Genomic DNA, 20,428 nt, shown 5'->3' on the forward strand with positions numbered 1-20,428 from the left:
GATCGAAATCGAAGGGTAGCGCAGATGCCACCATCGGACCCAGTCGTGTTGATCGTCGAGGACGAGGCGGATGTCGCGGAGACCTACCGGCTCTGGCTCGAAGACAGCTACACCGTCGAGACGGCCAAAAACGGCGACGAGGGGATCGAGAAACTCGACGAATCGATCGATGTCGTGTTGCTGGATCGGATGATGCCCGGCCTTTCGGGCGACGAAGTCCTCGAACACATCCGCGAGGAGGGAATCGACTGCCGGGTCGCGATGGTGACTGCGGTTGAACCGGATTTCGATATTCTGGAGATGGGCTTCGACGCGTATCTCTCCAAGCCCGTCAAGAGCCACGAACTCGAAGAGACGGTCGCGAATCTGCTCGAACGCTCGACGTACGACACGCTGTTGCAGGAGTACTACGCGCTCGTCGAGAAGCGCGCAACGCTCGAAGCGAGCAAAAACACGTCCGAACTCGAAGACAACGAGGAGTACGAACAACTGAGAGCACGACTGGACGACCTCCGTGAGGAACTGTCGGAGACCCTCGGCGGGATCGAAGACGACGAGGATTTCATTTCGACACTTCGCAACATCGACGACAACTAATGTACGATCTCGCCACCGTTCTCGGAACCGAGAGCCTCTCAGCGCTCGCTCCCGGATCGAGCCTCCTGCTCGCCGACGCCGGCGGGGCCGATATCGACGAGTGGCTGTTCGCGCTGCTGTTCGACGGACTGGAAAACGGCGACGGTGCTGTCGTCGTTTCGACTGATGAACCGGCGACAGCCGTCGTCGACGCGCTCGACGACCGCGGAGCAGTCGATCCACAGTCGATCTGTGTGATCGAGTGTGCCGGCGACGAACGGTCGCGGCGGACACTCGACAGCGGTGTGTTCGTCTACAGCGTGCCCGATCCCGACGATCTCACCGGGATCGGTATCGGGCTCACCGCGTGTTTCGAGCGCCTGGAAGCCGCGGGCTACGAGCGGAGTCGCGTCGGATTTCGCTCACTGTCCTCGATTCTCGACGCGGCCGGCGAAAAAGCAGCGTTCAAGTTCGCACACGTCGTCACCTCACGGCTCGGGTCGGCGGACTTTCTCGGTGTGTTCGGACTCGAACAGCCGTACGATCCCGAGTCGAAGCGGATTCTCATCGAGGCATTCGACCGAACAATCGAACTCAAAGCGACCGGTGACGGAGCGAAACGTCGAGTACAGGATCGCCAGCACAGACCGGACGCCTGGCAGGCCGTCGGCCCGCCGGGCTCAGATCGGTAGCTCGATCCGGTCGCGAGTGAACTCACGCAGTCGGTCGGCAGCCGCGCGGGCGAACCGGTCGATCGGCTCTCGGAGCCGACGACCGATACCACCGATACGACCCTGTTGATTCTCCGGATTGGTCAGCCACGCCGCTATGCCGACGCTGGCGACGGCGAGGCCGATCCCAGCGATGACGTCGGTCAGCCAATGGATCCCGAGGTACATCGTCGAGATCACGACCGAAAGCGCGAGGACGGCCGAGATCGGAAGCCAGACCGGATACTCCTTCCGGGTTCGGTAGGCGAGCAACACTACCGTGACCGCGAGCGAGGTGTGCAGGGAGGGGAAGACGTTGACGTTAGAGTTGACCTCGCTGGTGAGCAGATTCGACTCTGGCCAGTGGAGATAGAGCAGTTGGTCGACGAGATCCGGCATGACGTTTCGCGGGCCGTAGGCGATAAACAGGACGTAACAGGCCACGCCGATGATGTAATTGAGTGCGTACGCGAGAATCGCCTCTCGAACCGGCCGGTCGTCTTGCATGAGCAGGTAGGCGACGACCGGGAATGCGAGCAGGAAGATGTAGCCGTAGATGTAGGTGTACGAGAAGTACACCGTCGCTGCGGGCGTCGAGTACCCCTGCAAGACAGCGACGAACTCCCCTTCGAGCGCCCAGATCTCGTCAGTGATCTGCCAGTTGAGCAGCCACGATAGCGTCGGCCCGACCGAGCGCAAAAACGAGTTGGCGGTCAGCACGCCGCCCAGCAGGAGGATATACGGGAATAAATAAAAGAGCCTGTCAGCGGCCTCCTGGCGGAACTCCCAGACACGGTCGAGGCCGACGATCGTGACGATGCCGGCGACGATCAGGACGGTCACGACGGCACTGATTTCGGGTAGGAGTGGAATCATTGGAGGATGAAGGTGTCGTTTTCGTCGAACTCGAAGCCTCGCTTTCGGAACGCGGCCCGGGCCTCCGAAACGTTGACTTCACCATCCGAGCCAAGGAAGGGCACGACCGGATCAGTCTGATCGAAGGAGAGCTCTTCGGGATTCCATTGTGTCCCGTCGAACGGATGGGCTGCCGGCCGACCGTATCCCTCGAAAATCTCCTCGGTGACGTACTCTTTGTCGACCAGTCGGGCCAACAACCGACGGAAGTACGGATTACTAAACGGCGTGGATCCAGTATTGAACCCGATCTGATACGGCGAGTGTGATTGTTCGGTGAACTGGGAGACGCCCGACGCACCGATAATTCGCTCGATGATCGCCTCCCGAGGGTCCACGCTGGTCGCGGTCGCGTCGACTTCCCCCTGCGCGACCTGATTGACCGCGGTTTCGTTCGATGGCACCATCACGAATTCGAGCGTGTCGAAGGAGGGTTCACCGACGAACTCCTCCGGGATGCCGTCGAGGATGCCGGCACCGCGCTGGAGGAAGTGATCCTCGAACGGTTGGAGGACGACAGCCTCGTCGCCGGAGACGTTTTCGACTGCCAGCGGTCCGCTGCCGACTGGCTCCGTATTCGAGTTGACAATCGCCTCGGTCACGTTGCCGGAGCCTTCGATGCCCTGAATGTCTGCAACTTCGCTCAGATCTCGCCAGATGTGTTCCGGGAACACCGGGACGGTCAGTGCCTGGATCGCGACTTCTTCGCTGGCATCGACCAGCGAAAGTTCGACGGTCGTGTCGTCGACTGCGTGCGCGTCGGTAACGAGTCCGCTCCAGGCCTGAAATCGCGGAGATGGGACCGTCTGAGCGACCTTGCCGAGCGAGGTGTCGGCGAGGAACTCGTAGGTGAACGCAACGTCGTTCGCGGTGAGTGAGGTTCCGTCGTGCCAGCGCAGTCCTGGCCGGAGTGACACACTGAGCCGACCAGGCGTCTCCAGGCTGTACTCCGCAGCCAGCCACGGAACGAGTTCGTCTTCGATTCGACGGACGAGCGGATCGTACAGCAGATCTGTCACCGGATTCATCTGCCGATACTCGACAGACAGCGGATTGAGATTCTGGGACATCCGCGAGTCAGCAACGGCCAACTGGAGCGCGAGTTCCTCGGAAAACGGGATCGACGGAGCCCGTTCGAGTGTGAGATACGAGAGCGGATTCTGCAACGGCCGATTCTCCCAGCCTGTGAAATTATCTGTTCGGGCGGCCCGTATCTCGTCGGGGAACGCGACGGTCGCCAGCGGCTGATCACGGCAGAGGAGTTCCAGCACGTCACTGACCGCCTCGTGTCGCTGGTCGCCGGACGCACTCCGCTGTGCTTCCAGCAGTTCGTCAGCGGAGAGATCCGCGTACCGGAACGGATTCTGCCAGCCGGGTTCGGTCGCGTACACCGAGTGCAAAAGCGAGTACAGCGCCTGCGGATCGTCCATCGGCGGAATCTGGGCGACGAACAGATCGTAGTTTCCGTTCAACAGCACCTCCCGGTACAGTTCCGTCTCCGGGAGGACGTTCAGCGTCGAGTTGATTCCGACCGCTTCGAGATTCTCGACGAGATGGCGCGCCAGAAGCGTCGCCATCCGATCCGAGTCCGCCGGCGGCGCAGTGACCGATAGCGTCACCGCCGAGGGCGAATCCCGGTTGAGAATACTTCTGATCCGCTGGATACAGCCGCTCGTCGAGCCGAGCGAGAGTGCTGCTGCTCCGCCAAGCAGCTGTCGTCTCGTGATCTGCGGCCCGTTATCTGTGGCTGTTTCCATCGTCTATCTATCTGTATTTAAATCGGTGTGACGTACATAAGCGTAGTGATTACTCTCTCGTTGTGCAACAAGTCCCAAATCTCGACAGTTACGGCAAAACGGCGTCCAGAACGGCATCAGCCCCGTCTCTGACGGGATCAGTCACTGGAACACCGAGTGCCTGTCCGTATCGGTCGAGCTGTTCGTCCGCCCCGTTCCTCTCGAAGTCGGCGGTGTTGAGCAGTCCGGCGTCAACGGTCGCGCCCGAAACCGGGCCGGCCATCGATTCGTACAGCTCTGCGTAGGCCGCCGGATCCGGAAGCTCGAAGGACTCGTAGCCGCCGACGCGCTGCTGGCCTGCCACGTGACAGAAGACGAGCGAATCCGGCTGCGCGCCGTGGAGGATCGCTGCCGTCACGCCCGAGTACGCCGGGTGGACGAGCGCCCCCTGCCCCTCGACGAACAGCACGTCGTGATCGCCAGCCTGCTCGACGAGTCGCTCGGTCGCGCCGGCGGCAAAATCGGAGATGACACGGTCGATGGCGATACCCCATCCCGAGATCATGATGCCAGTCTGGCCCGTCGGGATGACTTCGGCGTCGATGCCGCGCTCGCGAGCCGCCTCGCGGAGTTCGTAGCTGGCGGTCATCTTCCCCGACGAGCAATCCGTCCCGACGGTGAGCACGACGTGGGCGTCGACCTCGCCCGCCGTGCCGGCGGCGACGGTCAGATCGTCCGGCGGTCGGCGTATATCACGGATCTCCGCGCCGTGTTCCGCGGCGAGACGCTGGAACTGTTCGTCGTCGCCGAGGACGTAGTGCAGTCCGGAGACGACATCACAGCCGCGTTCTAGCGCGGCCACCACGTCGGGCCGCCACGACTGCTCGAACCCGCCACCGATGGGTGCGATGCCGATCAGGAGGGCATCACAGTCGGGGACGTCGTCCATGCCGGCAACGATAGGGGCGTCCTGCACGTCGGGAAGGTGACCGTGGACGCGCTGGCCCGCATGCTCGCGGTCGAGGACAGCCACGACGTCGTGATCGCCGTATCTGAGGACACCGACGGCTGTTTTGGCGTCGTCAGGGAACCGCTCGTGAGCGAGGATGGCGATCCGCATATCTGTACACGCGAGAGCATCACCTGTAAATCTGACTTCCCGGCTCATACTGCCGGCTGTAAAACTCTACAAAATTCAGCCACCGAGGTGGCCGATATTTTTACGAATTTACAGCCGGCAGTATCAAAGCACGCGAAGTTGGACCCGCCAGAACTGCTCGGCGGCGTCTCCGAGCGCCTCCTCCGGTGAGCCGGTCGCGTCGACCGCACTCGTCACCGTGGCGAGATCTGAGACCTCGCCGAGGACGGAGCGCTCGCCGACGAGGTACAGCCGGTCGGCCTCGCGTTCTTCCAGGGCGGCCCGGCAGCGGTCAAGGTGGTCGTCGATCTGTTCGTCACGTAGGCGCTCGAAGCGACTCTGGGAGAACCCACCTTTGGAGTGTTGGCTCTTGAGGGCGCTGTCGAAGCCGTGGAATCCGACGCGCTCGTCGCCTTCGTAGGTGCCCATCGCGAACAGATCCGATCGAACCAGCGCGAGCGTGTATCGGCCGCGCGGCCGGAACCACTCACGGTCGATCCGGAAGCCGTCGCTCCACTCGGCGAACGGCTCCGGACTGACTGGGGGCCGCAGGCAGGCCTCGATCAGCCCCGCATCGTCGGCGACGACGAGACACGGCGCTGCCCGGGAGACGAGTGCGGCTCGTTCACCGACGGCCTCGCGAATCTTGTCGGGCAGGTCGTGTTCGTCGGATATGTACGCGGTCAGTGCGCCCTCCGGCTCGGTTTCGACGGAATCCAGCCGGTCGAGCACTTCCACCAGCCGGCGGCCCCGAAGCGTCTCCTCGCGGCGGAACTGCTGGGAGCGGTCCGCGTCGTCGAGTCGCTCGACGCGGTCTTCGAGTTCTTCGACGCGGTCTTCGAGCTTGTTTGCGCGTCGCTGGGCCTGCTGGCGGTCGGTGACGGCATCGGCACGGCGCTGTTGCTCGGCGTCGAGTTGGGCCTGGAGGCTCTCGCGGTCGGCTTCCAGTTCCTCGATGCGCTCTTTGAGTTCGGTCCGGCCGAGCAGGTCATCGAGCATCGTCAGACCGGTCGGCAGGCAGCTATTAAAATCCGATGGCCCACGGCGACCGGTCGTGCTACTGACCCGCCGTCCCGCCGGACAGTCCCAGCAACTGGGCGGCCCTGTCGGCTTTGGCGAGCAACACCTCCTGCAGTGTCGGCGGGTTCCGCAGTTCAGTCTCGGAGAGAACCGACTCGGGGACAGAGAGTGTATCCGCTGGCACCCCCTCGTCGCCATGGACGGCCAGATGTTGCGAGCCGAGTTTCATCACAAGCGGCCGGTCGAGGCGGTCGATCCCCTCGCCGTCGGCGTACAACTGTTCGTTGACCCGCTCGTGTTGGGCCTGACACATCTGGGCGTGCGCTTCCGTAGTTGGTTCGACGTACAGTCGTCCGAGGTAGTATCCATCCGAGAACTGTTCGAACATGCTATTCGTTTCCGTGTTAACGACTGTCACAGATAAGCAGTTTGGCGAGCGTTTATATCGAACGGCAATCAAGGCTGTCGATCGAAGTGCGAACGGCTGTGTCCAGCGGACAGATCTGCGGCCACGGTTCGGAGTGTACGCCAACAGCGAGTACCGACGCAGATCCAATTATAAACGCTATTGGACAGTATAATCCGGTTTAAATGCGGAGTAAACGGCCCGAACGAATATCCGGTTTTATGTGGAAACGGGCATAAGCAGAGAGTACGAGATGAGACACCGCCAGATCACAGCCCTCGGGCTCTTAGTCGTGCTCGGTGTGGCTGTTGTGGTTCCGGCTGTTGCCCTGACAGATCTCGGGACAGCGACGAGCGTTCAGAACGATACTGCGGACAACGAGACCGAATCGCCCGGCCTCGGCGCGCAGATGAGTTCGTTCGCCCAGGCCACCGCCGCCGACGCTGACAGCGGAATCGACCGCGGGCTATGGGGAGTGCAGGCGAACGAGACGACCGGCGACAACGAGACTGCCGAGTTGATCGACGAGCGAGCGACAGAACTCGAAAACCGGTTAGCTGCCCTCCAGAACCGGACCGAGCGCCTCGAACAGAACCGTGAGAATCTCACGGAGGCGGCGTACACCGCTCGTGCGAGTGCGCTGCGCTCACAGATCACAAACGTGCGCTCGTCGATCGATCAGGCCAACCAGACGGCCGCCAGTCGCGGTGTCGATACCGAACAACTCGACCGACTCCGGAACAACGCGGCGAACATGACCGGACCAGAGGTCTCTGCGATTGCACGAAACATTACAGACGCCCCGCGCGGCCCGCCCGACGGAGTTCCCGGTCGCGGCGGCCCGGGTGAGAGCAACGCCGGCCCCGGACAGGCCGGTGACCGCGGACCGTCAACTCCCAGCGGAGACGCACCTGGAAACGGGCCGGGAGAGACCGACACCACCGGCAACGGATCCGCCGACCCGGGAAATCCAGGTGAGGGCGACGCTGGACCCGGCAACGAGACGGCCGGAGATGGCGGTACTCCGGACGGAACAAACGGCGGAGGGTCGGGAAACGATACAGGTGGCCCGGATAGCTCGCCGAACAACAGCAACGACAGTGGAACAGGCTCTGCGGACGACAGAACCGACAACTCGCCCGGCAACGGCGGCCCGCCGAGCGGAGCTGGCCGGTAATTGCAGGCACAGATTTTAATAGGAGAGGTACTTACGTCGGGTGAATGGACTCCGGCGAGTTTCTGGATATTCTCGGAAATGCGAACCGGCGCCGCATTCTCCAGTTGCTCGCGGAGCGGCCCTGTTACGTGACAGAGATCAGTGATTTTCTAGGCGTCAGCCCGAAAGCGGTGATCGACCATCTCGAAAAACTGGAAGCGGCCGGACTGGTCGAGAGCCGGACCGACAGCAAACGTCGCAAGTACTTTTCGATTGCGCGACACGTCCGGCTGGAAGTGACCGTCTCACCGTACGAGTTCGGGACGAAAAGCGCCTATCCGGCCAGTTCGCGGCTCGATATCACCTCCTGCCGGCAGTTGAGTATCGATCTGGAGCACGACCCCGAGGCGACGGATTCGAGCGTCACCGCCTCGGAGATCGAACCCGACGATGTCGTCTCGCTGACCGAGGCACTCAACGATGTCGAGCAGCTAGAAAACGAACTCTCGCTGGCCCAGCGGTGGGCACAGGGGAAACTGACGGAACTGCGCGAACATCTCGAATCGGTGCTCGACGACGAGCAGAGCCGGTTGCTCGCGGATCTGTTGCTCGCACTCGCAGATGGGCCCAGCGACCTCGACGCACTCGCTCGGTCGGTCGGAGCCCCGCCGGCTGTGGTCGACGAACTCCTCGAGAAACTGGTCGACGACGGCATCATCGAAGAAGACGACGGGACGTACAGCCTCGTCGAGGACAATTAATCCAGATCGGTGGTCAGGCCCGCCCGGAGATCCCGACCGAAGTAGTGACCGACGACGCCAGCGACTGCGCCGGCGAGGATGGCGAATCCGACGAGTGTCGCTCCCGACGCGACGAGCGCGACGATCAGGTTGCCCAGAAGCGTCGCGCCGCCGCCGACGGCCGCGCCGGCCAGTGCCATCTCGACGTACCGGCGGGTGTCGGAACCGAGTCCGTAGGCGAAGCCGCCGGCGGCGATTCCGAGAACGGTGCCGGCGACCGAGAGGAAGGGAACGAAGCTAAACACGACCACGCCGACGACCGAGGCGACCAGCGCAGTCGCGAGCGAGCGCTTGGTTGCAATCGAGCCGAGTCGTGACCGAACGACGCCGCTGTCGGTGGTCTCGGATTCGCGCTCAGCCTCGCGGTCCGGACCGGCCGATCCGTCGAGGGCGTCGACGTCGACGGTCACGTCCCGGTCGATCTGGGACTCGCGTTCCCGCATACCATAGCATTGTTCGGCCAGCAACATTTCCCTTGTGTTCGGTTGCTGGCCGAGAAACGTTACGACTCCCAGATCGTCGTCACGACCGCGTCGTCGGTTTCGATGGTCTCGTACTCGTAGCCGCGGTCGTCGAGTTTCGGGAAGAGAAACTGCGGGACGCGGTCGTTGTACTGGACGAGCACGCCGCCGTCCATCTCGACCAGCGTTTCCAGGGTCTGTTTGAGTGGCTCTGGCGGGCCCAGTTCTCGAACGTCCAGCCGTTCGACCGGTGTCCCCGTCGGTGCGCCAGTCCGATCGATTGCACGGTCTTCAGTGAGCATATCGCTGGTTTCGAATCTCGGACACACCAGTACTCCGCCGAAGATGTTCGGGGTTGGTCGATCATTTGCCCATCACTCCTGATCGACAGCAGGCGAGGGGTCGGCCTCGCCGCGCTCGTGGTCGCCGGGGACACCCAGAATCCCGACGAGGGTGTGTGGGCTGTGTCGGCGGACGACCAGCAGCATGTTTGCGGTGAAGATGGACGCGCCGAGAATCACCAGCGCACCGCCGGCCGCCAGCAGTAGCGTCGGCCCGTCGAAGTAGACGCCGGCGAAGACGCCGAGTAAGCCGCCGAACAGACAGCCAAAGTCCGCAACAGCGAGGCGGTCGCTGTAGAGGTCGTCGATCATCGGTACCGGCTCGTAGCCGAGCAGGTCGCTGTAGCGGTGGACCCAGATGATGAAGGGGACAATATGATACAGCGTCCCGAGGACGACGAAGCCGATGACGCCGAAGGCGAGCAGGTGGACCGCCCCGGGCGCGGCGAGCAGGCTGTCTGCCGCCAACGGATCGACGAGCCACGCTCGCGCGGTCAGCACTCCCCACGCACCGATCATCACGACGACGACGGTATACCGTGAGAGCATCGGCGTCCAGTCGACCTGCGTCTCTAACAGTTTGCGGGCGACGATGACGCCGACCGCGAGAATCCCGGCGACGACAACCAGCCCACCGACGCGGGCGAGGGTAGCGATTTCGAGCAGTCGACCGGCCGCGAGGGCGGCGACGCCGGCCGGGTAGACCGCTGACTCGAAGCGCTGGAGGAGTCGATCGCTGCGGTGGAGATCAGTCTGGGTGAACATCGTCACCAGTTGGTAGAGCGCGCCGACGACCGTCGTCATCACCGCCCCGAACACCGCGAGCGTCGCGTGACCCTGGACGACCGCCAGTCGATTGAATCCCCACTCGAACAGCATCCCGGTCGTGAAGTCGATGGCGAGCAGCAGGCCGAGTCCCGTGGCGAGGAGGAAAAAAACGAGCGCCAGCGCGAAGTGGGCCTCGGTGATGTCGAACTCCCTGAGCGGGGGAAGTGTCCGCAAGATGTTGTAGACGAAGATCCAGAAGCCGACGAGCATCACGCTGCCCGCGACTGCGAGCAGTGTGAAATTCATCGTCAGCAGTCCCGCGACGAATCCGGCGAGTCCGCCTGCGACGAGCCAGAGCTGGGCGGCCGCGAGTCGCCGGGAGTGCAGCGAGACGGCCGACCAGACAGGGACGAACTGGGCCATCGCCCCCATGATCGTGATGCAGATCCAGCCGGCCAAAAGGACGTGCAGGTGGGCGAGTCGGACGAATCCGGACAGCCAGCCCATCGCCGTCGCCAGCCCGAGAGCCACGCCTGCAAGCAGAAAGACCAGAGCGACGACGAAATGCCGCAACGGCAGCGTCATCGGTGGCTGTTTGTCCGTCTCCAGTCCCGATGGAATTGCGCTCATACCAGCGGATACGGCTCTGCAATCCCTCCGCCTGATGCCGAAGATGTTCGGAAAAAGCGCGCGGCGGCGTCAGTTCTGGGTGCGAGTCGGCGCGAGCGAGTCGTCCAGTCCCATCGCCTCGTCAGTCGTCGCGACGCTCTCGGACTGGGATTTCGTGCCCAGCACCGCCCGGATCGCGTCGACATTTTCGGGGACAACGTCGGATTCTTGGTGGATGGCCTGGAAGAGATAGAGATCGTTGCCTTCGACGGTAATCGATTCGCCCCAGATGCAGTTCTCCCAGATGTCCGCCCGCGGCCGACCGGCATCCTGTGCGAGTTCCTTGATGGCACCCGCGCCGTCGAGACCGAGCCACTCGGGGATGACGAACGTGCGGCGCTGGTCGTCGAGCAGTTCGCGGACCTCCTCGGCGTCTGGTTCGCTCTCCAGGGAGACGTTGATGCTGTGGGTGTGCATCAGCGTCGCCGGCACCTTCAGCCCGAGCGTGTCGATAGCGAGGTCGGGGAAGATGGTGTTCACGTCCGGGCCGTGATGGGAGGGGAGTTCGAGCGGGTTCGGCAGGATGTCGTTGATCGGACCGCGGCCGCTCTGTGCGGGGTCGCCGCCCCGGCGGACCAGCGTGGCGCGGACCTTCTCGATACCATACTCCTCCTGCAGCGGCGCGACCAGTCGCGAGAGGCCGGTCGTGTTACAGGAGACGACGCGAACGAGATCCATCCCCTCGACGGTGTCGAAATTCGAGCGGGCGTTGAAACTTCCGTCGACCACTTCGGCGTCTTCCCCGCCCTGCAGGAGCGCGGGCGTGTCGTACTCCTCGTACATCTCGGCGTTGTCGGCCCCGATGCCGGAGGGACAGGCGTCGACGACGATATCGCTCTGTTCGACCAGTTCCTCGACATCCCCCGCGAGGTCGATGCCGGCCTCGGCGAAGCGCGGTTTGCGCTCTTCGACGGCCGCGTAGAGGTCGAATCCTTTCTCGACGGCACTGGTGGCCTCGAAGTTCGGTCGGGTCTTCGCGACGCCGACGACTTCCATGTCCGGCTGTTTGCGGACGGCGTCGGCGACCCGTTTTCCGATTGTTCCGTATCCGTTGATTCCGACGTGGATCATTGTGTGAAGGTGTGTACGGTCGGTGTATATCCCTTCCGGAGTCAGTTCTCGGGAACCCCCTCGCCACCGCGGCCCTCGCCGCCAGCGAATCGGTCTGCTCCCTCGTATGCGGTATCCAGCGAACGTGAGCCGTGCCAGCCCTCGATAGCCAGCCCCTCCTCGATCGAAGTGCCGAGTCCGTCGTAGACGGCTTGCCGATCCGACCGGACCGTCTCCTGTGGGAACTGCGCGATGACTTGTCCCATTTCTATCGCCCCTTCCAGCGGGTCGTCGACGATTCGGTTGACCAGCCCCCACTCCCGCGCCTCCTCGGCCTCGACGGCACGACCGGTGAGGATCATCTCCAGGGCGCGGCCGAGACCGACGATCCGCGGGAGTCGCTGGGTACCGCCGTCAACGAGCGGGACGCCGAATCGGCGCTCGAAACAGCCGAGGGTGGCCGACTCGCTGGCCACCCGGAGATCACACCACAGCGCCATCTCCAGTCCGCCCGCGATGCAGTGACCCTCGATCGCCGCGATTGTCGGCTTGGACACCTCTCGGCGGGTGAATCCCAGCCAGCCCTCCGGTGTGTCTTCGAGATCCATCGCTTTGAGATCCGCCCCCGCAGAGAAGGTCCCGTTCGCGCCATGCAGGACGCCAACGAGCGCATTATCGTCCGCCTCGAAGCGATTCCAGGCGTCGCCGAGTTCGCTTGCAGTCTCGTTGTCGATTGCGTTCTGTCGGTCCGGTCGATCGATCGTGATGGTTGCGACCGGCCCCTCACGGTCGTAGCTGACCATGGCTCTGTGCTCGGAGCAGGAGTGCAAAAAACTGGCCCTGTGGCCCCCAGACGGGGTTTCTGTCGGCGAAACGCCGCAGAGTGATTATCCGGGACGGTCGGAAAAAGAGGACACATGGTCGTGGCACAACTCATGATTGTCGGCGTCTCGGCGCTGATCGGGGGACTGATTCTCTCCTCCGCGCGGAGCCGATACGGCCGCGCGCAGACGCTTTCAGCGATCGTGACAGATCAGGGCGGGAATTCGACAGCAGCGGGAGCAGAGACGAAACCGATCGAGGGGGCAATCGAGGTCGACCGTCCGGCTGAGCCGGAGCGTCGACCGCCGGAACACTACAGCCCGGATCAGCCGACCGACGCCGCGCCCGCAGTCTGGGCGTGGCGGGTCCAGCGAGAGCGCGATGCAGAGCAGGGAGCGGATATCTGGACGACAATCGATTCCGGGCTCGCTGTCGGCGAGTTCGCCGTCCGCGAGGACTGGGATCGCGTGCGGATCGATGCCGAGAGCGTCCGTCCCGAGGAAATCGACGACCCGTTCACCGACGACCGGCTCTTTCTCGGCGATCCGGAGATCGACGAGTACGTCGAAGAATACAGCGGCTCGCTCGGTGACTTCGGCCCGCTGGAAAACGTCGAAGTCAGCGTCAGTGTCGGAACCGAGACGACGACGCCCAACAAATATCAGGCGACAGTGATCCGCGACGGCGACGAGATGCTCGCCCGCGGCCGGGTCGACGACCGCGGCGAAGAGTCGGTGCTCCGCGGCAAGGAGGGTATCGAGATGGCGATCGGAGATCTCTCGACACGTGCAGAACAGATGTACAACGCCGCACGGAACCGGGCGATTCTCGGCGCAATCGTGATCGTCCTCGGGGTCGGTGCCGCAATCGCGAGCCTCGTCTGATACTGGTGGCTATACGGAACTGAAGAATCTCGCACCCTCGTGGGTGCGAATATCTTTACGAATTTATAACCACCAGTATGAGCGGTCCTTGCCGGAACGCCAACTCGAAGGGAAATCCCTTTGCCCCGACCACACACACTGTCAACTATGAGCGACGGCGAGGACACAGACAACGCGGACGAGTCGCCCGAAGAGGGGGCGGGCGAGGAGGCACCAGCCGAAGCAGAACCGCCCGAAGAAGAACTCGCGGACCCGGACGAGTTCGACCGACGACTCGACGAGGCCGCCGAACTGGTCGAGGCCGCAGAGACCGAAGACGACCTCGACGAGGCCGACGAGACTATCGACGAGATCGAAGCCGACCTCGACGCAGCGACGCTGCCGACGCCCGAACCGGAGGTCGGCGAGGACGAAGACCCCGAGGATGTCGAGCCACCGGACCCGAAAGAAGAGTTCGAGGATCGCATCTCCGACCTGCGCGACGACATCGAGGAGCAGCGCGGCCCCTACGTCGAGGACATCACCGACGTACTCGACGGCGCGGGGACGACGATCACCACAAGCGAGTGGACCCACGAGGGCGAAGACGAGGTCGCTGAAGCGGTCTCCGCTTTCTTTGCCGACGCGAGCGACACCCTCGGCGAAGATTTCGAGTTGACCGCGGAGGAACCCGAAGCAGTCGCCGAGGAACTGGAGGCAGTCACCGAAACGATCGGCGAGACGGAACTGGATCCCGACGACGACGCCCAGACGATTGCGACCCTGCTCGACCGGAGCGAGACGCTTGAAAGCGACCTCGACGACGCGATGGTCTGGAGCGATCTGGAAGTCCGCGAACAACTCCGCCGACAGGGCTTTTACGACGTACTCGACCCGAGCGTGACGAAGGATTTCCCGCCGGAGTTGAGCGCCATCTACGTCTACGAGGCCCAGGGTGAGGTCGAACCCATCCTCGAAGCGCTAGACTCTTTCGGCTCGGATTTCATGGAGAAGGACATCCTCGACGTGCTGGAACACCTCGCCCCCGAGGAGGCCTTCGACCCCGTCCACGCGCTGGCCCAGCGCCGGAACAAACAGCCCGTCCGAATCCTCGGCCGCATCGGTGACGAAGCCGCCTGCGATACGCTGGAGGACTTCCTCGGCGGCGGCGACGTGGAACTCGAAAAGATCACGCTGCGCTCGCTGGGGATGATCGGTGCCGAACAGTCGACCGATCCCGTCGCACAGCGACTCGCCGCCGACAACCGGGAGATTCGCTCCTCGGCCGCCCGTGCGCTCGGGCTGATCGGCGACACCCGCGCGGTCGAACCGCTCGGTGACGTACTCGAAGACGACGATGCCGACGAGGTCCGTGCGAGTGCCGCGTGGGCACTCAACCAGATCGGGACCGAACGCGCACTCGAAACGGCCGCCGAGTACGCCGACGACCGCTCCTATCTCGTCCAGTCCGAGGCCGAAAAGGCCGAAAGCGTCTGATCTGACGAGCAGCCGTGTCTCCGTTTCTGTGCGCGAGTTGGTAAACAGATACTTGCAGGTCGGTTCCAACTAGGGGGTATGGTTTCGTACGACTACGTGATCGTGGGGGCAGGATCGGCCGGGTGTGTGCTGGCAAACCGGCTCGCGACGGAGACGGAGGGAGACGTGCTCGTTCTGGAGGCGGGCAAGCCCGACGAGAAAGACGAAATCGAGATTCCGGCGGCGTTTCCCGAGACGTTCAAATCCGACGTAGACTGGGAGTACTACACCGAACCGCAGGACGAACTGGCAGGCCGGGAACTGTACTGGCCCCGCGGGAAGACCATCGGGGGGTCAAGTTCGATCAACGCGATGATCTATATCCGCGGCCACCCCGCCGATTACGACGGCTGGGCCGAAGACAACGACGGCTGGAGCTACGACGAGATACGCTCGTACTTCCAGAAGGCCGAACACAACGAACGATTCGACGACGAGTACCACGGCCAGAACGGCCCGCTCAACGTCGCCGACCAGCAGGCCCCGAACGAACTCACCGACGCCTTCGTCGAGGCCGGCAAAGCGGTCGGCTACGACGAGAACCTTGATTTCAACGGCCGTGAACAGGCAGGATTCGGCCAGTACCAGGTCACACAGAAAGACGGCAAGCGGTTCAGCGTCGCCGACGGCTACCTCAAGCCCGTACTGGACCGGGAGAGCGTCACCGCGCTCACGGGTGCACACGTGACCGACATCCGCGTCGAGAACGGGAAAGCGACGGGCGTCGAGTACGAGCGAGCAGGAGGAACCGGCAGCGTCGACGCCGAGAAAGAAGTCATCGTCTCCGCTGGCGCGATCAACTCCCCACAACTGCTGATGCTGTCGGGGATCGGTCCCGCCGAGCATCTCGAAGAGATGGGGATCGACGTGGTGGCGGATCTGCCCGGCGTCGGCAAGAATCTGCAGGATCATCTCTACGTCCCCGTGGTCTACGACTCCGCAGAACCGATCACGCTCGACAACGCTGAAACCATCGCAAACTTCGGGAAGTACAAAGCCTTCGGCGACGGCCCGCTCACCTCGAACGTCGGCGAGGGCGGAGCCTTCCTGCAGACGCCGCTGGCGGACGACCGTCCGGACGTGCAGTTCCACTTCGCGCCAGCGTACTTCATCGAACACGGCTTCCGCGAACTAGATCACGACCACGGATTCTCAGTTGCGAGCCTCCAACTCCGACCGGAGAGTCGCGGCTTCGTCGAACTTGAGTCGACGGATCCTCGCGACCACCCTCGGATCGACCCGCAGTATCTCAGCGCCGAAGGCGACATCGACGTACAGGTCGAGGGACTGAAGATGGCCCGCAAAGTTATGCAGGCCGACCCGTTCGAGGAGTACAGAATCGAAGAACGCCTGCCGGGACCGGACGTGGAGAGCGACGAAGAACTGGCCGACCATGTCCGCCAGTACGGCGAGACGCTGTATCACCCGGTCGGGACCTGCAAGATGGGCAGCGGCGAGATGGCGGTGGTCAACGACCGCCTTCGGGTCCACGGCATCGACGGCCTGCGCGTCGTCGACGCCTCGGTGATGCCGACGATTACGAGTGGCAACACGAACGCACCGGTGGTCGCCATCGCGGAGAAAGCCGCAGAGATGATCATCGAGGACTGAGTCCGCGCGACCGGACCGCACCGACGACGAGATAGACGAAGGGCGTATCGAGGCCGGCGAGCAGCAGTTTGAACAGATACTGGCCGACGATCAACTCGACGACGGCGCTGGTCGGCAAGCCCTGAAAGAGAAAGAAGGCGACGGTGACGAAAATCACCGTATCGATCAGTTGACTCGTCGCCGTCGAGGCGATATTGCGGAGCCACAGCGATTCTCCACCTGTCGCCTCGCGGAGTCGAGAGAACACGAATACATCCCAGTTCTGGCTGACGAGATAGGCGAGAAGACTCCCCACGACGATACCCGTACTCGCGCCGAGCGTCTCGGCGAAGGCGCTTTGCCCGACACTCGACGCACCAGAAACCGGGGCCCAGATGGCGAGCCAGAGCAGCGCCAGCAGGACGAAATTCATCACAAAGGCGACGTTGACGAGCAGTTGGGCCGCCCGCCGGCCGTACAGTTCGGTGTAACAGTCCGAGGCGAAGAAGGTCAAGGCGTAGGAGAACACCGCCGCCGGGACGAGGATGCTGTTGCCGGTGATCGGAAGCGAGACCGGGAGGGAGACGGCAACGACTTTCGCGGCGGTCACCTGTGCCGTCACCAGCGCCGTCACGAACAGCGCTGCAATCGAAAGCTGTGGGAGGCCGAGCAGCGAACTGTCCGTGACGCGGGCGGTTTCCCGGTCAGTCGTCATCGTCTCGTTCCTCGTCGAGCCGTCCCTGTCGTTCGTCGATTTCGTCGAGCAGGTCCAGCGTTTTCCGGATCGAGGCCCGGACTGCCTCGCTGCGGTTGACGAACTTGCCGTCCTCGCCGACGTGTTCGTCCAGATCATCGAGCAGTTCCTGTGGGACTTCGACACTGATCTTGGGCATTGCTGATCACACTTACTCGCCGTGGGTCGCGAGCCTTAGCCGTGTGCAACACGGCCGGGTGGAAAACGCTGTGGATCCACTGGGATGAGAACTGGCCGAAACTCTAACACGGAGGCCGTTGACGTGTCCCTATGGCAGACTCAGAGCCAGCAATGACGCGGTTTCCGGTCCCGGATCTCGAAGACATGCCGGAAGATATTCGAGAACACATCGAGGAGGAAACCGAGCGCGCGGGCTTTATGCCCAACGTAATGCAGGCGTTCGCCTATCGGCCGCACCAGTACCGGGCGTTTTTCGACTATCACGACGCCCTCGTCGACCACTCGCCGCTCGCCCGCGAAGAAATCGAGATGATCATCGTCACCGTCAGCGGTGCGAACGACTGCCTGTACTGCGTCGTCGCCCACGGCGCCATGCTCCGCATCTACGGCGAGGACCCACACCTCGCCGAGCAACTGGCGACCAACCACCGGACGGCCGACATCAGCGACGCTCACACCGCGATGTGTGACGTGGCGGTCAAACTGACCGAATCACCCGCCGAGGTGGGCGAATCCGACCTCGAACGGCTCCGCGAACATGGATTCAGCGAGAAAGAGATCTGGGATATCGGCAGCCTCACCGCACTGTTCAACCTCTCGAACAGGATGGCAAGCTTCGCTGACATGCGGCCAAACGAGGAGTTCTACACGCTCGGGCGAGAGTAATACTCGGTCGTCCGGCAGGGAAACGCGAGCCTTCGAGCTAGTACGGAGTCTATACTTAATTCGCTGTTCGACGCAGTCGGGATATGGACGAGCAACGAAACAGACGGCAGTATTTGCAGTTATTCGGGGCAGCGTTCGTGGTCGGGGCTGCAGGATGTACCGACAGCGGTGACAACGAGACCGGCAGCAGTGACAGCCCTGACACCGAAGACGACACCAACAATGACGAGGGAGCGGATACCGACGACACCAGCGGAAACGAGACCGACGACGACACCGGCGACACTGACGAGGGAGAGAGCAACGGCGATGAACAACCAGACGGAGACGAAGAAGACACCGCACCGCGACTGGCAGAGGTGTTCACCTGGACAGATTCGTACGTGATGGAGATCGAGTCCGACGAGTTCGAGGGGACGTGGCGGTTCAACGACGGCGACTGGCAGCTCACGACAACGACCGACAGCCAGACCTCGGAAACGTACAGCATCAGTACCGACAGCGGGAGAGAGACCTATGTCGTCACGCAGGGCCAGTGTGTCAAGACCGAATCCACCGATCAGTTTGGGGACCGATTCGATCCGGAGGAGCCAGCCGACGACAGTCAGGAGTACGTCGCCAGCGGACGGACCACTATCGACGGCGAGGAGGTCTACGAATTCGACGTCGAAAACGGCACCTACTACGTCAGCGTAGACACCGGCTATCCGGTCAGATTCGAGGGCACAGACGGGACCAACGCCCAGTTTCATTCGTGGGATGACACCGAACCGATTACGCCACCAGACATGGAGTGTGTTGAGCGGTAGCTCTCACTCGGGTTCGGGACGCCGGCGCTCGCGCTGGCGGTCGAGCACCCGCGTAACTCCTTTTCCGGGTCCACCCTCGATTGGCCAGCCACCCTGTCGCCACGTCGGAGGTTCTGGCTCGAACTCCCCACAGGAGGAACTACACTGCCGCGGCGTCTGGTGGCACTCTTTCGCTCCACAGGACGGCCGGGCGACGGCTTCGGTCAGGTCGAACTCGAAGTGCCGACAATCCGACCGCATCGAGTCGATGTAGGAGCGCCAGCCGTTCTCGTAGGCTCGCTCGGCGATTTCTCTGCGTTTTTCGGCTTTCCACTCGGGGTCGGCGTACTCGAACCGGCAGGCTGAGGCGTCGTGTGCACCGCCGGTGGGCCGCTCCCGAATCCGGGTGCCGGGATCGGCGACCGGGAGACTCTGGGGTTGCCACTGCACCGAGACGGCTCCGGGTCCGCGCTGGTTGGGGTCGACGCTCAGGATCCCCGCCTCGACGGGGAGGTCTTCGAGCAGCACCGGCGCGACGCTGCTGTCGGTGTCGCTGGTCGCGACCCACACCTCGTCGGCGAGTGCGAGCGCCACGTCGCTGTGCAGTTGGTCGGTCAACTGGCGTGCGGCGCTGGCGTTGAGGTCGGGCTTGTTCTCGATAGCGACGATCCGTTCGGTCCAGTCGGGATAGCGGAAGCGACGGCGGAGTTCGATCCGATTACCGCTGGTCCGCTCCTCGATCAGATTCCGGTCGGCGGCGCGGTGGACTGCCTCGCGGACGTACCGCCACGGATAGCCCGGATATGGCAGGCAGTCCTGATACCACGCCCACTCGGCGGGGGCGTGGCGGACGACGTGGAGGAGGTCGCTATCGAGCCGCTGTGAGCCGAATTTGGCGCGCTGGCGGAGTCCGTCGGGATCGCATTCGATGACGAGGGTGTCCCAGCGGCGGTGTTTCGTCCCGAACTGGCGGGCGACGATAATCGGCCGCTCGCGCTCGCGGCCCGGCGGCCAGTGCTCTTCGGCCCACTGGCAGACGCTCAACTCGAAGGCGAACTCGCTGTCCACACCGAGTGCCAGCGCGTGTGTATGATTGAATGTATCGACTATGGGGTGTTGTTGGGTGAGAAGGGGCGATCGGATTGAACAACCAGAAAGCCCCCGCCTGTTCGAGTCGGGGGACTCGTTGCGCTCCTCGCCTTCCGGCTGCGGTGCTTACGTCGTCCGCCTTCCTCGAACAGGCGGCCACTTTCAGTCCCGCCCACGGTGGCCTGTGGCACAAGCAATAGGGTGGGACTGAAAGGGGCCGACAGCGTGCCGGCGGAGCCGGCACGTTATGAGGTGGTCGGCAGAGCCGACCACCCACGCTCCGGGAACCCCGGCGTCCGCGGCTTCGCCGCGGGCTCGGGAGACGGAGTCTCCCGGTGACGCAAGCACCTACTGGAGCGTGGTTCGAAAGACGCGAAGCGTCTTTCGTCATCAC

The 20,428-nt window shown here is 63.3% G+C and carries 22 protein-coding genes; 9 read left to right on the plus strand and 13 right to left on the minus strand.

Annotated elements, in window-relative coordinates:
• Positions 1–24 precede the first annotated feature (24 nt).
• Both V8P86_RS02665 and V8P86_RS02670 read left to right on the plus strand, forming a co-directional pair.
• A complete protein-coding gene (locus V8P86_RS02665) occupies positions 25–597 on the plus strand; it encodes a response regulator transcription factor (RefSeq protein ID WP_336325693.1) in 573 nt (190 codons plus the stop codon).
• Positions 597–1,268, plus strand: a complete 672-nt coding sequence (locus V8P86_RS02670; RefSeq protein ID WP_336325694.1) for a DUF7504 family protein — start codon at positions 597–599, stop codon at positions 1,266–1,268. Before V8P86_RS02665 ends, V8P86_RS02670 begins: the two co-directional genes overlap by 1 nt.
• Here the strand turns inward: V8P86_RS02670 and V8P86_RS02675 are convergent.
• From V8P86_RS02675 to V8P86_RS02695, 5 genes are all read right to left on the minus strand, one after another.
• The gene (locus V8P86_RS02675; protein ID WP_336325695.1) at positions 1,257–2,162 is read right to left on the minus strand and encodes a phosphatase PAP2 family protein; all 906 of its coding nucleotides are present in this window, start codon (positions 2,160–2,162) and stop codon (positions 1,257–1,259) included. The genes V8P86_RS02670 and V8P86_RS02675 overlap by 12 nt on opposite strands.
• Complete coding sequence (locus V8P86_RS02680) at positions 2,159–3,958, minus strand: ABC transporter substrate-binding protein (RefSeq protein ID WP_336325696.1); 1,800 nt, start codon at positions 3,956–3,958, stop codon at positions 2,159–2,161. Before V8P86_RS02680 ends, V8P86_RS02675 begins: the two co-directional genes overlap by 4 nt.
• An 88-nt stretch (positions 3,959–4,046) precedes the next feature.
• Positions 4,047–5,057 (minus strand): N-acetyltransferase DgcN family protein, encoded by a 1,011-nt coding sequence (locus tag V8P86_RS02685; RefSeq protein ID WP_336325697.1) that lies wholly within the window; start codon positions 5,055–5,057, stop codon positions 4,047–4,049.
• Positions 5,058–5,180: 123 nt separating this feature from the next.
• The gene (locus V8P86_RS02690; protein ID WP_336325698.1) at positions 5,181–6,074 is read right to left on the minus strand and encodes a Vms1/Ankzf1 family peptidyl-tRNA hydrolase; all 894 of its coding nucleotides are present in this window, start codon (positions 6,072–6,074) and stop codon (positions 5,181–5,183) included.
• Between the two features lie 58 nt (positions 6,075–6,132).
• Positions 6,133–6,483: a DUF5802 family protein gene (locus V8P86_RS02695; protein ID WP_336325699.1), complete on the minus strand. Its 351-nt coding sequence runs from the start codon at positions 6,481–6,483 to the stop codon at positions 6,133–6,135.
• Between the two features lie 271 nt (positions 6,484–6,754).
• Here V8P86_RS02695 and V8P86_RS02700 point away from each other — a divergent pair, with 271 nt between their 5' ends.
• Together V8P86_RS02700 and V8P86_RS02705 are read left to right on the plus strand one after the other, a co-directional pair.
• Positions 6,755–7,678 (plus strand): hypothetical protein, encoded by a 924-nt coding sequence (locus tag V8P86_RS02700; protein WP_336325700.1) that lies wholly within the window; start codon positions 6,755–6,757, stop codon positions 7,676–7,678.
• Positions 7,679–7,722: 44 nt separating this feature from the next.
• Positions 7,723–8,418, plus strand: a complete 696-nt coding sequence (locus tag V8P86_RS02705) for an ArsR/SmtB family transcription factor (RefSeq protein ID WP_336325701.1) — start codon at positions 7,723–7,725, stop codon at positions 8,416–8,418.
• Here V8P86_RS02705 and V8P86_RS02710 read toward each other — a convergent pair.
• From V8P86_RS02710 to V8P86_RS02730, 5 genes are all read right to left on the minus strand, one after another.
• On the minus strand, positions 8,415–8,900 hold the full coding sequence (locus tag V8P86_RS02710) for a DUF8526 domain-containing protein (RefSeq protein ID WP_336325702.1): 486 nt from the start codon (positions 8,898–8,900) through the stop codon (positions 8,415–8,417). The two genes, V8P86_RS02705 and V8P86_RS02710, sit on opposite strands and share 4 nt — an antisense overlap.
• A 59-nt stretch (positions 8,901–8,959) precedes the next feature.
• Positions 8,960–9,220: a DUF2249 domain-containing protein gene (locus V8P86_RS02715; protein ID WP_336325703.1), complete on the minus strand. Its 261-nt coding sequence runs from the start codon at positions 9,218–9,220 to the stop codon at positions 8,960–8,962.
• Positions 9,221–9,292: 72 nt separating this feature from the next.
• On the minus strand, positions 9,293–10,657 hold the full coding sequence (locus V8P86_RS02720) for a hypothetical protein (protein WP_336325704.1): 1,365 nt from the start codon (positions 10,655–10,657) through the stop codon (positions 9,293–9,295).
• 69 nt (positions 10,658–10,726) lie between these two features.
• Positions 10,727–11,767 (minus strand): type II glyceraldehyde-3-phosphate dehydrogenase, encoded by a 1,041-nt coding sequence (locus V8P86_RS02725; RefSeq protein ID WP_336325705.1) that lies wholly within the window; start codon positions 11,765–11,767, stop codon positions 10,727–10,729.
• 41 nt (positions 11,768–11,808) lie between these two features.
• The gene (locus V8P86_RS02730) at positions 11,809–12,549 is read right to left on the minus strand and encodes a crotonase/enoyl-CoA hydratase family protein (protein ID WP_336325706.1); all 741 of its coding nucleotides are present in this window, start codon (positions 12,547–12,549) and stop codon (positions 11,809–11,811) included.
• Between the two features lie 114 nt (positions 12,550–12,663).
• On the opposite strand from V8P86_RS02730, the gene V8P86_RS02735 reads away from it, so the two are divergent.
• The 3 genes from V8P86_RS02735 (at position 12,664) to V8P86_RS02745 (ending at position 16,578) form a co-directional block, all read left to right on the plus strand.
• Positions 12,664–13,452 (plus strand): hypothetical protein, encoded by a 789-nt coding sequence (locus tag V8P86_RS02735; RefSeq protein WP_336325707.1) that lies wholly within the window; start codon positions 12,664–12,666, stop codon positions 13,450–13,452.
• Positions 13,453–13,599: 147 nt separating this feature from the next.
• A complete protein-coding gene (locus V8P86_RS02740) occupies positions 13,600–14,928 on the plus strand; it encodes a HEAT repeat domain-containing protein (RefSeq protein WP_336325708.1) in 1,329 nt (442 codons plus the stop codon).
• A 78-nt stretch (positions 14,929–15,006) separates the two neighbouring features.
• A complete protein-coding gene (locus tag V8P86_RS02745; protein WP_336325709.1) occupies positions 15,007–16,578 on the plus strand; it encodes a GMC family oxidoreductase in 1,572 nt (523 codons plus the stop codon).
• Here the strand turns inward: V8P86_RS02745 and V8P86_RS02750 are convergent.
• Positions 16,565–17,272, minus strand: a complete 708-nt coding sequence (locus V8P86_RS02750; protein WP_336325710.1) for a queuosine precursor transporter — start codon at positions 17,270–17,272, stop codon at positions 16,565–16,567. The two genes, V8P86_RS02745 and V8P86_RS02750, sit on opposite strands and share 14 nt — an antisense overlap.
• Positions 17,262–17,450 carry a ribbon-helix-helix domain-containing protein gene (locus tag V8P86_RS02755; protein ID WP_336325711.1) on the minus strand — a complete coding sequence of 63 codons (189 nt, stop codon included), beginning with the start codon at positions 17,448–17,450 and terminating at the stop codon, positions 17,262–17,264. Before V8P86_RS02755 ends, V8P86_RS02750 begins: the two co-directional genes overlap by 11 nt.
• 131 nt (positions 17,451–17,581) lie before the next feature.
• On the opposite strand from V8P86_RS02755, the gene V8P86_RS02760 reads away from it, so the two are divergent.
• Both V8P86_RS02760 and V8P86_RS02765 read left to right on the plus strand, forming a co-directional pair.
• Entirely contained in the window at positions 17,582–18,157 is a 576-nt protein-coding gene (locus V8P86_RS02760; RefSeq protein WP_336325712.1) for a peroxidase-related enzyme, read from the plus strand.
• A gap of 83 nt (positions 18,158–18,240) precedes the next feature.
• Positions 18,241–18,966 (plus strand): hypothetical protein, encoded by a 726-nt coding sequence (locus tag V8P86_RS02765; protein WP_336325713.1) that lies wholly within the window; start codon positions 18,241–18,243, stop codon positions 18,964–18,966.
• 3 nt (positions 18,967–18,969) lie between these two features.
• Here the strand turns inward: V8P86_RS02765 and V8P86_RS02770 are convergent, their stop codons facing one another.
• Positions 18,970–20,013: a DUF5787 family protein gene (locus V8P86_RS02770; protein WP_336325714.1), complete on the minus strand. Its 1,044-nt coding sequence runs from the start codon at positions 20,011–20,013 to the stop codon at positions 18,970–18,972.
• Between the last annotated feature and the right edge of the window lie 415 nt (positions 20,014–20,428).

Source organism: Halovenus anhuiensis (assembly GCF_037080055.1).
Lineage (GTDB): Archaea > Halobacteriota > Halobacteria > Halobacteriales > Haloarculaceae > Halovenus.

Coding starts and splice junctions, on each gene's coding strand:
- V8P86_RS02665 (WP_336325693.1), top strand. CDS start 25: ATGCCACCATCGGACCCAGTCGTGTTGATCGTCGAGGACGAGGCGGAT.
- V8P86_RS02670 (WP_336325694.1), top strand. CDS start 597: ATGTACGATCTCGCCACCGTTCTCGGAACCGAGAGCCTCTCAGCGCTC.
- V8P86_RS02675 (WP_336325695.1), bottom strand. CDS start 2,162: ATGATTCCACTCCTACCCGAAATCAGTGCCGTCGTGACCGTCCTGATC.
- V8P86_RS02680 (WP_336325696.1), bottom strand. CDS start 3,958: ATGGAAACAGCCACAGATAACGGGCCGCAGATCACGAGACGACAGCTG.
- V8P86_RS02685 (WP_336325697.1), bottom strand. CDS start 5,057: ATGCGGATCGCCATCCTCGCTCACGAGCGGTTCCCTGACGACGCCAAA.
- V8P86_RS02690 (WP_336325698.1), bottom strand. CDS start 6,074: ATGCTCGATGACCTGCTCGGCCGGACCGAACTCAAAGAGCGCATCGAG.
- V8P86_RS02695 (WP_336325699.1), bottom strand. CDS start 6,483: ATGTTCGAACAGTTCTCGGATGGATACTACCTCGGACGACTGTACGTC.
- V8P86_RS02700 (WP_336325700.1), top strand. CDS start 6,755: ATGAGACACCGCCAGATCACAGCCCTCGGGCTCTTAGTCGTGCTCGGT.
- V8P86_RS02705 (WP_336325701.1), top strand. CDS start 7,723: ATGGACTCCGGCGAGTTTCTGGATATTCTCGGAAATGCGAACCGGCGC.
- V8P86_RS02710 (WP_336325702.1), bottom strand. CDS start 8,900: ATGCGGGAACGCGAGTCCCAGATCGACCGGGACGTGACCGTCGACGTC.
- V8P86_RS02715 (WP_336325703.1), bottom strand. CDS start 9,220: ATGCTCACTGAAGACCGTGCAATCGATCGGACTGGCGCACCGACGGGG.
- V8P86_RS02720 (WP_336325704.1), bottom strand. CDS start 10,657: ATGAGCGCAATTCCATCGGGACTGGAGACGGACAAACAGCCACCGATG.
- V8P86_RS02725 (WP_336325705.1), bottom strand. CDS start 11,767: ATGATCCACGTCGGAATCAACGGATACGGAACAATCGGAAAACGGGTC.
- V8P86_RS02730 (WP_336325706.1), bottom strand. CDS start 12,549: ATGGTCAGCTACGACCGTGAGGGGCCGGTCGCAACCATCACGATCGAT.
- V8P86_RS02735 (WP_336325707.1), top strand. CDS start 12,664: ATGGTCGTGGCACAACTCATGATTGTCGGCGTCTCGGCGCTGATCGGG.
- V8P86_RS02740 (WP_336325708.1), top strand. CDS start 13,600: ATGAGCGACGGCGAGGACACAGACAACGCGGACGAGTCGCCCGAAGAG.
- V8P86_RS02745 (WP_336325709.1), top strand. CDS start 15,007: ATGGTTTCGTACGACTACGTGATCGTGGGGGCAGGATCGGCCGGGTGT.
- V8P86_RS02750 (WP_336325710.1), bottom strand. CDS start 17,272: ATGACGACTGACCGGGAAACCGCCCGCGTCACGGACAGTTCGCTGCTC.
- V8P86_RS02755 (WP_336325711.1), bottom strand. CDS start 17,450: ATGCCCAAGATCAGTGTCGAAGTCCCACAGGAACTGCTCGATGATCTG.
- V8P86_RS02760 (WP_336325712.1), top strand. CDS start 17,582: ATGGCAGACTCAGAGCCAGCAATGACGCGGTTTCCGGTCCCGGATCTC.
- V8P86_RS02765 (WP_336325713.1), top strand. CDS start 18,241: ATGGACGAGCAACGAAACAGACGGCAGTATTTGCAGTTATTCGGGGCA.